Here is a 14,251-nt window from a genome sequence, read left to right on the forward strand (position 1 = left end):
CGGGGAAACCATGCTTAATTAAGAAAATCTAAAAAAAAGAAAAATAAAATTATGTCAAGAATATAAAAGTAACAACACCGAGTTTACCTCATCATAGTAATCCAGAGAGGCAACAGAAGACAGCAGACTTTTTTGTGAAGAAGATTATCTTTCATATCTAAACCTTATGTCACAGTGGTGTAAAAAACAAAATGTTGAATGTATTGCATATTGTCTCATGCCAAATCATGTACATCTTGTGCTGATTCCATCCGATGAAAAAGGTCTTCAGCTTGCTGTTGGAGAAGCTGACAGGCGTTATACAAGAATGATAAATTTTCGCAAAGGCTGGCGGGGACATTTGTGGCAGAGCAGGTTTGCGTCTTTTATTATGGATGAAAAATATCTTCTGGCATGTACAAAATATATTGAGCTTAATCCAGTGCGTGCAGGTATTGTTGATTCTCCCGAAAAATGGAAATGGAGCAGTGCCAATGCACATCTTTTGAAAAAAGACGATGTTCTTGTAAGTGCTCTTCCTTTGCTTGAAATTGTTGATGAACCTTGGGAAAATTTTTTGCAAACCGATTGCAAACCGATTGCAAACCGATGTTGATGAAAACTATATAGACTTTTTCAGAAAGCATGAAAGAATAGGACGTCCTGCAGGAAATGACATTTTTATTGAAAATCTTGAAAAAAAACTAAACAGAAAACTTGAGCCTAAAAAATCAGGGCCTAAAAATAAATTTGATAATTAAATATGGTGTTAGCAGAATTATGCAGAGCTAGAAAGGGTTTTACAATGATCAATGATGTTAAATATTGGCAAAAAGTGGCAGAAGAAGAAAAGATACGGCGAGAGCAATCTGAAAAGGCTCTTGAGGAGATGCGTCACTTTCTCTTTGATTATTTTTATCTTCTGGGGCCTGATCCCAAGAAAAACATGTCCATTGTCGTTAGCACTCTAGGGAAGGTTCTGGGTTCTGCAGTAGCACTCTATAATCGGATGGAAGCCGGTTCTCTTAAAACCTGGTGCATCGATAATGAGCCAGACGGATATCAGCGAGAAGATTCTCCTGATGGCCATATCTGTTACGACATGACTATTCGGCAGAATAATCACGTCTCTAACCTGAAGGCAGTGAAAATAAACAACCTTGAGGGAACAAAATGGGAGAAGCTGGATTCAAATGTTTCTCAGTATGGTTTAAAGTCATATCTGGGTTTTCCTGTTACTCTTGAGGATAGGGTTGTTGGTTCACTTTGTGTTGTTGATACAAAGGAAAGAAATTTTTCAGAACTAGAGGTATATATTATTCAAGCTTTTGCTTCTGCTATTCGATTGGAGGAAGAGCGTCTGTTAACTCAGGAAAAATTGGCTTTAGCTGTTGTAGATTTAAAGGAAAAAAATAAAAAGATAGAACAACTCGCTTTAACTGATTCGTTAACTGAACTTCCTAATAGACGAGCTCTTATGTTATGTTTTAACAAAGAAATAGCTGATTTTCGCCGGAAGACTTTTGACAGTCCAGATCAGGGGGGTAAAGGGTTTTCTATTGCAATATGTGATATAGATAATTTTAAGACGATTAATGATACATATGGCCATAATTGTGGTGACTATGTTTTGCAAAATATCGCTAAAATATTAGAAAAAGGTATACGGCCGCAAGATAGTATCGGTCGCTGGGGTGGTGAAGAGTTTTTATTACTTTTCCCAAATACGGATGTGACAACTGTTGCCAATATTATTGAACGTCTGCGGCAAGATATTGCACAATTTTCTTTTACCTTTGAAGAACATTCTTTTCAGGTTACAATGACTTTTGGAACGTCCACATTAGATGATATTAATATTACTATTGATTCGTGTGTTAGCGTAGCTGATGCCGCTCTTTATTTTGGGAAAAAGAATGGAAAAAATCAAGTCGTGGCTTCAGAAGAAACAAATGAAGTGTAGGCTAGGCTGTTCAAATTTATATTGTAATCCTGCTCGTTTGTAATTTCATTAAGAATTATTATATCTTTAATGGTTTTTTTCATCAATAACAAAAATAGATCTTGCAAGAAGTCTAAGCTCCTCTATAGAAATTCCAAATGAGACATCTTTATGATCAATCGGAAAGGGTTGTTAGATTGTCAACGTTATTTGCTCCGCACCATCTTTTTTGAGCAAATGGAAGGCTTGTTGAAGTCTCACAAATAAATAGTTGGAAATTTCCTTGTTACCCCTCAATTTTAAAATCTCTCAAGCTTTAATTTCCTTGACTAATTTTTTTTAGTAATAACTTTTTAGAGAAGGCTAAAAAAATTAAATAGCGGGAAAATTATGCAAAATAAAATCAATATAAAAAATTCATTTGTAAATAAACTACCTGGTGATGCTGATTTATCAAACAAGCCAAGGCAGGTTTATAACTCATGCTTTTCCTATGTAAATCCCAAAAAACCTAAAAAACCAGAACTAGTTTTATATTCAAAAGAAACAGGAGAAATTATTGGGCTGAATGAAAATGATTGCAGGTCAAAGGATTTTCTTGAAATATTTTCAGGTAAAAAAAATCTCAAAAATGCAAAACCATTTGCAATGAATTATGGAGGACATCAATTCGGCTCATGGGCAGGACAGCTTGGCGACGGACGAGCTATAAATATTGGAGAAATTAATTCTAATAATCAGAAATATTTTCTGCAGCTCAAGGGAGCAGGGCCTACACCTTACTCAAGAAGCGGAGATGGTTATGCTGTTTTAAGATCTTCTGTCAGGGAGTTCCTTTGCAGTGAAGCAATGCATTATCTTGGAATACCTACAACCAGAGCTTTATCTCTTGTACTTACTGGAAGTAGTGTTTTAAGAGATATGCTTTATGATGGAAATCCCAAATATGAGCCTGGGGCTATAGTTACAAGGGTATCTTCAACCTTTATAAGGTTTGGTAGTTTTGAAATTTTTGCTGCAAGGCAGGAGTATGAAATATTAAAACAACTTGCAGATTATACTATTGAAAATGATTTTCCTGATATTAAATCCAGTGGAAAGGAGAAATATCTTGAGTTTTTTTCAAGAGTTTTGAATCTTACTGCAGATCTTATTGTAAACTGGATGAGAGTAGGGTTTGTTCATGGTGTAATGAATACTGATAATATGTCTGTCAATGGACTGACTATAGATTATGGTCCCTATGGCTGGCTTGAAGTTTATGATCCTGGCTGGACTCCAAATACAACAGATGCACAATTTAAAAGATATGCTTTTGGAAACCAGCCTGAAATAGCTTTTTGGAATTTATCAATGTTTGCAAATGCACTTTATCCTCTGATCAATGAAGCCAAGCCCCTTGAGCTGGAACTTAATAAATTTCAGTCTTTATTTAATTCAAAATACCTTGAAATGATGTCTTCAAAACTTGGAATAGATGATTTTAAAAAAAATGAAACAAAAAATCTAATCAATGAGTTAAATAAAGTTCTTACAATTGTTGAAACAGATATGACTATTTTTTTTAGAAAGCTTTCTGATCTTGATCCCTGGAAGGATTCAGAAATGAATTTTCAAATTTTAAAAGAAGCTTTTTATAATATTTCTGAATTTACGATTGATAAGAAAAAAATATTTTTAAGCTGGATTGAAAAATATTTAGAGATTTTAAAAAAAGAAAATAAACCACCCCATATAAGAAAAAAAGAAATGGATGTTGTAAATCCTTTTTATGTATTAAGAAATTATCTAGCCCATGAATCAGCACAAAGGGCTGAAAAAGGAGAATACAATTACTTAAATGATCTTTTTAATACTCTTAAAAGACCATATAAAGAACAACCCGGTAAAGAAAAATTTGCAGAAAAAATGCCTGAATGGGCAAGACATAAACCAGGGTGTTCAATGCTTTCATGTAGCTCCTGATTAATAGTGGATGTAAAATCCAGTATAAAAAACAAAAGCTCCCCAATATTTGAAAGGGGAGCTTAAATTTGTAATAAAACTAAGATTTGAAAATATTTAGTTATAAAAGATTCTTATCTGCCTATTCCCGAATAATAAAATCCCATCTTTTTAAGCTCTTCAGGTTCGTAAAGATTTCTTCCATCAAAAACACAAGGGGTTTTTAGCATTTTTTTCAAGGCATGGAAGTCTGGCTGTCTAAAAGGCTTCCATTCTGTAACAAGAACAAGAGCGTTTGAATCTTTTACAGCGTCATATTGATGATCACAGAGTTTAATTAAGTTTTCATCAAAATAATTTTTAGGAAATACATTTTTGGCTTCATTCATGGCAACAGGGTCATAAGCCTTGATTTTTGCACCTGATTTAATAAGGGAATTTATAAGTACAACTGAAGAAGCTTCTCTCATGTCATCAGTTCCGGGCTTGAAAGAAAGACCCCAGATTCCAAAGGTTTTTCCTGAAAGGTCGCTACCGAATTTATCTGTAATTTTTTCAAAAAGTCTTTGTTTTTGGAGTTCGTTTCTTTTTTCAACAGCTTCAAGAACAAGGGGTTTAAAATCGTTTTTATTTGCCATTTTAACAAGAGCCTTAACATCCTTTGGAAAGCATGAGCCCCCGTATCCACAGCCTGGATAAATAAAATGATATCCTATTCTTTGGTCTGAGCCTATTCCTTTTCTTACGTTTTCAACATCTGCCCCAAGGATTTCACAAAGATTTGCAATTTCATTCATAAAAGAAATTTTTGTGGCAAGAAGTGAGTTTGCAGCATATTTTGTAAGCTCAGCATCCCTTACTCCCATCGTCATAATTTTATCTTTGCTTCTTGAAAACGGGGAATAAAGCTTGTTCATAATAGTTGCAGCTTTTTCAGACTCAGTTCCGATTATTACCCTGTCAGGCTTCATGAAATCATTGATTGCAGCCCCTTCCTTTAAAAATTCAGGGTTGCTTACAACGTCAAATTCAATTTTTTTATTTCTTTTATCAAGTGTTTTTTGAATGGTTTTTCTTACTTTGTCTGCTGTTCCAACTGGTACCGTTGATTTGTCAACAATTACAGCGTAGTCTTCAAGGTTTTCGCCAATTTCTTCGGCAACTGATAAAACATATTGAAGATCAGCAGAACCGTCTTCTCCAGGAGGCGTTCCCACTGCAATAAAATAAATATCTGATTCTTTCATTGCATCTGGAAGGGAGGTTGTAAATTTTAAAAACCCCTGTTTTACAGAGCTTTCTACAAGATCTTCAAGGCCTGGCTCATAAATTGGTATAATCCCTTTATTGAGATTTTCAATTTTTGTTTTATCAATATCAACACAATTAACATAATTACCCATCTGGGCAAAACAGGTTCCTGTTACAAGGCCTACATAACCTGTTCCAATAACTGTAATATCCATATTTTTTCCTTATACTTTGTAATAATCTTTGTACCAGTTTATAAAATTTCTTACCCCGTCTTTTACATTTGTGTCGGGTTTGAATCCTGTATCTTTGATAAGATTATCAACATTGGCCCAGGTGGCAGGGACATCTCCTGGCTGGAGGGGAAGAAATTCTTTTTTTGCCTTTATTTTAAGTTCATCTTCTATTGCTTCGATAAATTCCATTAAAGTAACTGTGTTATTGTTTCCAATATTGTAAATTTTATAGGGAACTTTTCCGCATGATGGATCAGGGTTTTGAGCTGACCAGTTTGGATCAGGTTTTGGAATGTTTTCCATTACCCTTGAAACTCCTTCAACAATGTCATCTATATAGGTAAAGTCTCTTTTCATTTCTCCGTTGTTAAAAACTTTAATAGGTTTGTTTTCTAAAATTGCTTTTGTGAAAAGAAATAATGCCATATCAGGTCTTCCCCAGGGACCATAAACAGTAAAAAATCTAAGTCCTGTTGTTGGAAGATCATAAAGATAACTATAGGTGTGTGCCATAAGTTCATTTGCTTTTTTTGAAGCGGCATAAAGACTTATTGGATGATCAACATTATTGTGAACTGAAAATGGCATGTTTTCATTAAGTCCGTAAACTGAGCTGCTTGAAGCAAAAACAAGATGTTTTACTTTTGAGTGGCGGCATCCTTCAAGAATATTTCCAAATCCAACCATATTTGTATCAACATAGGATGCTGGATTTTCAATGCTGTACCTTACACCTGCCTGGGCAGCAAGGTTTATTACATAATCAAAACTGTTTTTTTCAAACAGCTCCTTCATTTCTTCTCTGTTTGAAATATCAAGAAGCTCAAATTTAAAATTTTTGTTTGATTCAAGACGCTTTAATCTGTCTTTTTTTAAGTTTACATCATAATAGTCATTTAAATTATCAATGCCTATAACTTCATAGTTATTTTCAAGAAGTTTTTTTGCAAGGGTTGAACCTATAAATCCGGCTGCACCTGTTATCATTACTTTCATAGCTCATCTCCGATGAATTTTTAGGATATTCAAAATTGTTTTTAATTATCAAAGTTGTTTTTTTTCAGCAAGGTTTCAATTTTTTCAATGTCTGACTCAAGGTCAACTTCAGGAGAATCATGCTCTGTAATTACTATATCTATATCGTAACCGTATTCAAGAGCCCTTAACTGCTCAAGTTTTTCAATTTCTTCCAGATCGGATGTTGGAAGGGAAGTGAATGTTTTTAAAAAGGATTTTTTATAAGCATAAAGACCTAGATGCTTATAGTAATAATCTGTGTCTTTGTCCCTTGGATAGGGAATGGTGGCCCTTGAAAAATAAAGGGCTTTTCCTTTTTTTGAAAAAACCACTTTAACATCTTTTGGATCGGTTATTTCATTTTTATTTTTTATTTTATAGGCAAGGGTAGACATTAAAGCTGAAGAACCTTCTAAAAATGGGATTATAACCTGCTCAATTGAGTTTGAGTGAACAAGGGGCTGGTCTCCTTGGACATTTATAATTATATCCTCTTCACCCAGGTTTAAAATTTCAGCAGCTTCAGAAACCCTGTCTGTACCTGACTTGTGTTTTTTTGAGGTCATTATTGAAGGAAGATTGATGGACTTGCAAAAACTTTCAATTCTTTCATCATCTGTTGCTACATAAATTTCATTGATGTTTTCTGCTTTTTGGCATCTTTGGTAAACATGCTCAATTACAGGTTTTCCTAAAATTTTTATTAAAGGCTTGCCTCCAAGCCTTGTAGAGTCGTATCTTGCAGGAATGATAATTACTTTTTTCATTAACCAGGCTCCATTTTATGGGCAAAAAATTGTTTTTCCGGTTTCTTAAACATTTAAAGAAACAATCATATCCATATTCAGTGGTTGTCAATTGGAAAGATTGTTTCTTTTATATAATTTTGGTCAAGATTTGAATCTTTTTTTCTAAGTATTTCCTCAAATTTATTTTACAAGGATTTTGTCTTTAAAAAAGCTTATCCTTTTAAAGAACCAAGTGGGTAAAGTTTGTAAAGTACAGTTACAAGATCTTTTTGAAGCTCAATTACTTCATCAATGTTTTTGTATGCTCCCGGAGATTCACTTAAATCAATTTTTCCCCTTAGTCTTCCTCTTTTAATTTTTTGAAACGGTCTATGGTAAACTCCTCTCATTTTTCTTTTAGAAGTTTCTAAGTCAAGGATTCTGCAAGCTTCATTTCTTCCCATTTTTCTTCCTGCCCCGTGGGAACAGGACATAAATGAGTCTTCATTCCCAAGGCCCTGGACAATGTATGAAGGAGTTCCCATTGATCCTGGTATTATCCCTTTTTCATTTATTTTTGCTGAAGTTGCACCTTTTCTATGGATAAAAACATCTGTATTGAAATGTCTTTCCAGGGCTGCGTAGTTATGGTGAATATTGATTTCTTCTGTAAAATTGCAGGGAACCAGATCTGAAAGGGTGTTTTTAAAAACAATCATCATTTGTCTTCTGTTTTCTGCTGCAAAATTAAGGGCAAAGGTCATATCCCTGAAATATGCTTTTCCATCTGTAGAGTCATATTTAAGCCCAGCCAGTTCATTGGTTGGGAGGTTTATTTTGTTTGTTGAACAAAACTTTATTGCTTTAGAATGATAGTGTTCTGCTATTGTTTTTCCCAGGTTTCTTGAACCTGAATGAAGCATAAGCCATGCAAAGCCTTCTTCATCTTTTTGAAGCTCTATAAAATGGTTCCCTCCTCCAAGAGTTCCAAGACTTTTTCTGGCACGGTCAAAACTTTTTTTAGAGTACCATCCTGGCTTGCCTGAGGAAAAATCGTCTAAAAACTTATCAAACCCTTCCCAGGACTGATTTGAGCCATGGACTGAAAATCCCAGGGGAATCTTTTGTTCAAGGCGGGTAAACAATATTTTTATAATTTCAGGAGTTAATTTTTCAGCTAAGATATCTGTTTTTACTGCAGACATTCCGCATCCGATATCAACTCCAACCGCATTGGGAACAACAAAGTTTTTAAAAGCAGCAACACAGCCGATAGGCATTCCAAACCCCAGATGGCAGTCAGGCATCAGAGCTATATGATGAAAAGCAAAAGGAAGGTTTGAAACATTTTTTGCCTGGTTAAGTGCTTGTTCTTCCAAATCCGCACACCATGAATAAATTGGGAGTTTATTTTCATCTATTATCCATTCCATTGATTTTCCTTTTTCATAAAAATTAAACAAAAAATTGTACACATAAGTTTAGTTTTTTCAAATTCAGTTTGTTAATATTTGCACCTGAATTTAGGTTGTTTGGAGTTGTAAATCTCTAGCTCCTGAAAATATTAGAAAGCACTTGGAGTTTTACTTTTGTTTTGAGCAGCTTTTTCAAGCATGGTTTTTGTATTTTCAGGATAATCTGAAATTTCAAGGTAATTGTTTTTTACAGCATTATTTACAAGCTCCCGGCCTTTTTGGGTTCTTATTATAAGGGTGTTAAAGTTTTTATCAGTTTCGCAGTCACCAACTGAAATGTCAGAGTATTTCCCTGTAAGATCTGTGCAGGAAGCACATCCTTTTCTTATGAATTTTCTTATTTCATCAATGTTTAATTCAGCAGTTGAATTGTCGTTAAGTTCAAAAAAGATTTTGTTTTTATTTGAAGGATTAATAAAACAGCTTTTTATTTCCTTATTCTTGAAGTTTTTTTTAAGATAATTTGAATATTTTTCTGGATTAAGTGACCAGGTGCAAAAAAGGCTTATTTTTATTTCAGGTAAAAAAGGTTTTTGAAAATTTTTGTCCAAAGTTTCAAACTTTGCAAGAGAAAGAATCTGGCAGGGCAGACCTGTGAAAGAATAGTTTTTTTCTTTTGACAGATTTACAAGGCCAAGAGGTGAAGAAGAGCAATAGTTTGTTTTGGAAAAGTTTATAATTTCCTCTTCTGATTCTGCAAAAAAAGGAAATGGGCTTAAATCTTTCTTGGTCTTTGTCATAAGAATTTTTTTGGAAACTTTAGATTTTAAAATAAAGCAGTTCAAGGCTGTAATTGTTTTTTTCGCTGAGAATAAGTTTTCAAATCTTTTTCCTGATTTTGATTTGTAGATTTTCAAAACATTTCCCATATAAGATGTTTGATTTTCAGGAGAAGTGTTTTTTGTCAGGCTTTTAGTGTCTGCGATTGTTTTCGGGCATACAAGATCGCATTTGCCTCCTGAGTTATTACAATTAAAAATTCTTACTGCATTATTTTTGTTAAGCTTTCTATATGGGCAGATATTTATGCAGGCTCCACATCCAATGCAGTTAAAATTTTCAATCACTTCTTTTGAAGTTTTATATAGATTGTTTGTTGAGTTCATTTAAAAGGCCTGTTTGTATTTTTAAGTGTATTTGCTGATAAAGCATAACTTTAATTGAGTTTTAAATCAATAGGCCTGATAAAGACGAAAAAAAATGGAGGATTTAAAGTTTTAAAACAAACCCGGATATAAATTGAAATTTGACTTTGAAAGGAAGTTTAGTTTTAAGATAAAAAAGAGTGCTTTTAAAAAGCACTCTTTAAATTTTAAAGGCTGGACAAAATTTGCTCTGCACAAGCTTCAAGAGCCTGGGTGTAACTATTTGTTTTGTCTTTGGTAATCACAGGATTTCCGCTGTCTCCTGAATTTAGAACTTCAGCATTATAGGGAAGGGTGCCAAGGAATTTTATTCCCATATCAAAAGCTGTTTGTTTTCCTCCCCCTTTTTTAAAAATTGCTATTTCTTCACTACAATGGGGACATTGAAAAGGGCCCATGTTTTCAAGAAGACCAAGAATTTCCATTTTAACTGTTTTGCAGAAATTTATGGATTTTCTCACGTCAGAAAGGGCAACATCTTGGGGTGTTGTAACCACAATAGCTTTTGAATCAGGAATAGTCTGAATTATTGTAAGAGGCTCGTCACCTGTTCCAGGAGGAGCATCTACAATAAGAAAATCAAGCTCTCCCCAGTCAACAGTTGTGATAAACTGCTGAATCATTCCTGATTTTGCAGGACCTCTCCAGATAACTGCTTGATCTGCTTCTCTCATAAAAGACTGCATGGAAACTATTTTTAAGTTTTCTCCATAGGTTGCAGGCTTTGCAAGTTGTTTTTCAGTATCAATTTCAAGAAGGCCGGTTATTCCCATAATCTTAGCTATACTTGGGCCGTGGACATCAATATCCATCAAACCTACTTTAAAACCTTTTTCTGCAAGAAGCACAGCAAGGTTTGCGGCAACAGAACTTTTACCAACACCTCCCTTGCCGCTCATTACAAGCAACTTATTTTTTATTTTGCCAAGAATTTGATCCATCTGCTCTTTTTTTTCATCTTTTTTCTCAGGCATTTTACTTTGAATTTGACTTGCCATTACTCCTCCATATATTGATCATAAAATTTTTATAGGACGGCTTAAGAATTTAAGTCGAGCTAATATTAATAGGAAAACGAATTTACCTAGTCAATGTAAATATATTTCTTAACATTTCATTTTCAATCTTTGAGATTGACTCTGAAGAATAAAAAACTTTGTTTCCAGTTTTTTCAGAAATTAATATGAAATTTCCATTTTCTTTAAAATCGATTGTAAACTTATCTTCTCTGGTTTTAACTTCAGAAAGAAAACCCAAAGAATCTTTTTTTAGCGTTAAAGATTGTTTTTTTCTATCAGAGGAAAGAAAGAGAGTGGTTTCTCCTGAAATTTTATTAGTGAAAGCATTGTCAAAATCAATTAAAAAGATTTTTTTTGTTAAAAGAAAGGAAACAATTCTTAAATCAGGGGAAATTCCTATTGTTTTTTTAAGTACTTTACTCGGATTTGAAAAAGTTTTGGTGTTAGATCCGTCATTATCACGGAAATATAGTTTTTTTCCATCATAGGCAATGCTTAAGGCAGGAAGCCCTAATGGGGATAAAATTTCAAGCCTGACGCTGTTTTGGCCATCAGATGCAAAAGCAATTTTATATTTTTGAATTTTGTCATTAGTTATTACTAGAAGTTGCCCTGTTCCATTTGAAGGAAATTTTGAGTTATTTAGACTTAATATTTCATTTATAAACAGTTCTGCCGGCTGTGTTATTATTTTTTTTTCAGGTGTTTTGGAAGCACAAGAGCATAAAAATAAAAACATTGAAAAAACAGCAATTTGCTTTAATAAGTTCATTGTTCTTTCATCTTCATAAGTTTAGCTTTAACTTCATTGTTTTCAGGATAAAGATTTAAAATTTCATTGTAGATTTCAGCTGCTTTTTCATACTTTTCAATTTTAATATATAAATCTCCCAGGTGCTCAAGAATAACAGGGTCGTTTTTAACAATCTCAGCTGCTTTTTGTAAATAAATCTTTGCTTTTTCATAATTGCCCATTTTAAAATAAACCCAGCCAAGACTGTCGATTATATAGCCGTCATTTTTTCTTGATGATAAGGCTTTTTCAATCATTTCTTTTGCAGCTTCAAGCTCTATCCCCATTTCTGCATAGGTGTAACCAAGATAGTTTAGGGTATCTGGATTTTCAGGATTTAATTCAAGAGCTTTTTTCATATAATCAATGGCTTTGTTTTTCTTGCCTGCCCTGTCATTTATTACCCCTAGTTTATAAAAAAACGTCCATTGTCTTTCAGAGCTTATGGCACTGCCTTTAAGATAAACTGATTCTGCTTTTTCATAATTGTTTTGTCCCTCATAAATACTTCCCAAGGTAGAAAGAAGAAGAAGATTTTCAGGAGTTTTTTTCAGATATTTTGTTAAAATAAAAATTCCTTTTTCAAATTCTCCCATTGATGCCAATACCATTGCTGAAGCTGAAATTGCCTCAGGATGGATTTGACTGGTTTCAGGAACAAACTTATAAGTTTCAAGAGCTTTGTTTTTTAAACCTTCTTTTTCGTAAATGCTTCCAAGAATCATGAAAACAGAATCATCCCCAGTGGCTTGAAAAATTCTGTTTGCTGCAAAGTCAGCCTTGTCTCCGGATTGATTTTTTACATAAAAGTTGAGAAGAACAGCGGTTTCCTGCTTTTCACTATTCCATGATTCGGCAATTGCTTTAAATGTTTCATCTGATTTTTCATATTCGCCATTTTGGTTATAAAAATATGAAAGTTCAATAAGAGGTGCTTTTTCATGGGGCTTTAGTTCAATTATTTCATTGAACAAATCTATTATTTCGTTTTTATGTTCAATGGAGGTTTCCATATTTTTTATTGCTTCAATAAGGCTTAGTTTGGGTTCAATTCTGTAGGGTTCTTCTTTTACTGCTTTGTAGAGAGTTTTTTTGGCTTTTGAATATTTTTTTTCAATTAAATAAGCTTCTCCCAGATAAAAATACAGGAAGTAGTTTTCTTTGGATTTTATTTCAGCTTTTTCAAATATCTCTATCAACTCTTGTCTTTTGTTCATTTTTTCATAGAGAAAGGCAAGGGCTATGGGAGAGCTTTTGTTTTCAGGGTCAATTTCAAGTATTTTTTTATAAATTTCAGCAATCTCAGAAGAATCTTTTTGTTCAAAAGCAAGAATTCTTGCGTGAATAGCTAAAATTTCGGTGTCCTCAGGTGTTTTTTCCAAAATTCCGCTGATAAGTTCCTTGGCAAGCTCAGGTTTTTTATACATTAAATAATAGCTGGCCAGCTTTTTTTTAAGAAAGATGGATTCAGGGTCTTTTTTTTGGGCTTTTATAAGGTAATCAAAAGATTTTTGTCTGTCCTGTCTATATCCCTCGAGTTCAGAAAGTAGATAGTTAAAATATGAATTTCCCTCTGGTATGATAACTTCTTTTTTATTTTTAGTTTTTTCCATATCAGAGGGCTCGATTTTTTTCATATCTGAAAAGGAACATCCGGAAATAAAAAAAACAATTATTGTTAAAACAATAAATTTACCTGGTTTTGTTATAAAACAGTTTGACAATTTTTTAATCATCTTCTCCAAGCCTTGCGTATGACTCAAAATCAGGTATTTCCTTGTGGAGAAATTCCTTAACTTTTTTAATTATTGCCTTTTCTACCTGTCTTACTCTTTCTCTTGAGATTTGATATTTGTCACCTAAAACTTGAAGGGTTAAGGGTTCATCTGAAAACAACCGGTTTTCAAATATATCTTTTTCTCTTTCATTAAGAGTTTTAATAAATTCTTCAACTTTATCATGAAGAATCAGTTTCATTTGTTTATCGGCAACTTTATCTTCAGCAGAAGAAACATTCTCGTCTGTGATAAATGTTATTCTTTCTGTTTCCGAATCGTCTTTAACAGGGGTATTAAGAGAAAGATCCCAGTTGTCAAGACGTTGTTCCATTTCAATTATTTCTTTTTTGGTAACCCCAAGATTTCTGGATAATAACTTGGGATGGGGATCAAACCCTTCTTCAATCAGCCTTTGCTTTTCTTTGTTAAGTTTGAAAAAAAGTTTTCTTTGGGCCTGGGTGGTTCCTATTTTTACAAGCCTCCAATTATCCATGATGAACTTGAGGATATAGGCCTTGATCCAAAAAGATGCGTAATAGGAAAACTTTACTCCTTTGTAGGGGTCAAACTTTTGAACGGCCTGCATCAGGCCGATATTTCCTTCCTGAATCAAATCAAGAAGACTCTGCATCCATGCTTTTTGAAAATCAAGGGCTATTTTAACAACAAGTCTTAAATTTGATGTGGCAAGGATAAAAGCTGCATCAGGGTCATTTTCTTCCTGAATTCTTTTACCAAGCTCAATTTCTTCTTCTCTTGTCAAAAGGTTATATTTGCCGATTTCAGATAAATAAGCCTGAAGCGGATCTCTTCTTACAAGAGCATCACTTGAAGTTTTAACAACAGGCAGATTTTTTGAATTTTTTTCAGATTTTTTTTTCTTGCTCATTTATTTCCCTGATTTTTTATATTATTTTTAATTTAATAACATAGTTTATTAGATT

13 protein-coding genes are annotated in these 14,251 nt (G+C 33.5%); 4 read left to right on the forward strand and 9 right to left on the reverse strand.

Annotation, left to right across the window (positions count from 1 at the left end; translation table 11 throughout):
* Positions 1–166 precede the first annotated feature (166 nt).
* From RBR53_06840 to RBR53_06855, 4 genes are all read left to right on the forward strand, one after another.
* Positions 167–595 (forward strand): transposase, encoded by a 429-nt coding sequence (locus RBR53_06840; GenBank protein ID MDY0132370.1) that lies wholly within the window; start codon positions 167–169, stop codon positions 593–595.
* Positions 579–740, forward strand: coding sequence for a hypothetical protein (locus tag RBR53_06845; protein ID MDY0132371.1), 162 nt, complete (start codon positions 579–581; stop codon positions 738–740). The genes RBR53_06840 and RBR53_06845 overlap by 17 nt, the downstream gene beginning before the upstream one ends.
* Positions 741–784: 44 nt before the next feature.
* Entirely contained in the window at positions 785–1,942 is a 1,158-nt protein-coding gene (locus tag RBR53_06850) for a sensor domain-containing diguanylate cyclase (GenBank protein ID MDY0132372.1), read from the forward strand.
* A gap of 369 nt (positions 1,943–2,311) precedes the next feature.
* Positions 2,312–3,886: a YdiU family protein gene (locus RBR53_06855; GenBank protein MDY0132373.1), complete on the forward strand. Its 1,575-nt coding sequence runs from the start codon at positions 2,312–2,314 to the stop codon at positions 3,884–3,886.
* Positions 3,887–3,999: 113 nt separating this feature from the next.
* On the opposite strand, the gene RBR53_06860 is transcribed toward RBR53_06855, so the two are convergent.
* The 9 genes from RBR53_06860 to RBR53_06900 all read right to left on the reverse strand — a co-directional run bounded on the left by RBR53_06860 (position 4,000) and on the right by RBR53_06900 (position 14,196).
* Positions 4,000–5,331: a UDP-glucose/GDP-mannose dehydrogenase family protein gene (locus RBR53_06860; GenBank protein MDY0132374.1), complete on the reverse strand. Its 1,332-nt coding sequence runs from the start codon at positions 5,329–5,331 to the stop codon at positions 4,000–4,002.
* Between the two features lie 9 nt (positions 5,332–5,340).
* Positions 5,341–6,348 carry an NAD-dependent epimerase gene (locus tag RBR53_06865; protein ID MDY0132375.1) on the reverse strand — a complete coding sequence of 336 codons (1,008 nt, stop codon included), beginning with the start codon at positions 6,346–6,348 and terminating at the stop codon, positions 5,341–5,343.
* A gap of 41 nt (positions 6,349–6,389) precedes the next feature.
* Positions 6,390–7,136: a 3-deoxy-manno-octulosonate cytidylyltransferase gene (gene kdsB / locus RBR53_06870; protein MDY0132376.1), complete on the reverse strand. Its 747-nt coding sequence runs from the start codon at positions 7,134–7,136 to the stop codon at positions 6,390–6,392.
* Positions 7,137–7,330: 194 nt separating this feature from the next.
* On the reverse strand, positions 7,331–8,530 hold the full coding sequence (locus tag RBR53_06875) for an RtcB family protein (GenBank protein ID MDY0132377.1): 1,200 nt from the start codon (positions 8,528–8,530) through the stop codon (positions 7,331–7,333).
* Positions 8,531–8,661: 131 nt separating this feature from the next.
* Positions 8,662–9,678 carry a Coenzyme F420 hydrogenase/dehydrogenase, beta subunit C-terminal domain gene (locus RBR53_06880; GenBank protein MDY0132378.1) on the reverse strand — a complete coding sequence of 339 codons (1,017 nt, stop codon included), beginning with the start codon at positions 9,676–9,678 and terminating at the stop codon, positions 8,662–8,664.
* Between the two features lie 206 nt (positions 9,679–9,884).
* Entirely contained in the window at positions 9,885–10,715 is an 831-nt protein-coding gene (locus tag RBR53_06885; protein ID MDY0132379.1) for an Mrp/NBP35 family ATP-binding protein, read from the reverse strand.
* An 82-nt stretch (positions 10,716–10,797) separates the two neighbouring features.
* Positions 10,798–11,508 carry a hypothetical protein gene (locus RBR53_06890; protein MDY0132380.1) on the reverse strand — a complete coding sequence of 237 codons (711 nt, stop codon included), beginning with the start codon at positions 11,506–11,508 and terminating at the stop codon, positions 10,798–10,800.
* Entirely contained in the window at positions 11,505–13,166 is a 1,662-nt protein-coding gene (locus RBR53_06895; protein ID MDY0132381.1) for a tetratricopeptide repeat protein, read from the reverse strand. The genes RBR53_06890 and RBR53_06895 overlap by 4 nt, the downstream gene beginning before the upstream one ends.
* 91 nt (positions 13,167–13,257) lie before the next feature.
* Positions 13,258–14,196 (reverse strand): RNA polymerase factor sigma-32, encoded by a 939-nt coding sequence (locus tag RBR53_06900; protein MDY0132382.1) that lies wholly within the window; start codon positions 14,194–14,196, stop codon positions 13,258–13,260.
* Between the last annotated feature and the right edge of the window lie 55 nt (positions 14,197–14,251).

It is taken from the genome of Desulforegulaceae bacterium (assembly GCA_034006035.1).
In the GTDB taxonomy this organism is placed as follows: domain Bacteria; phylum Desulfobacterota; class Desulfobacteria; order Desulfobacterales; family JACKCP01; genus JACKCP01.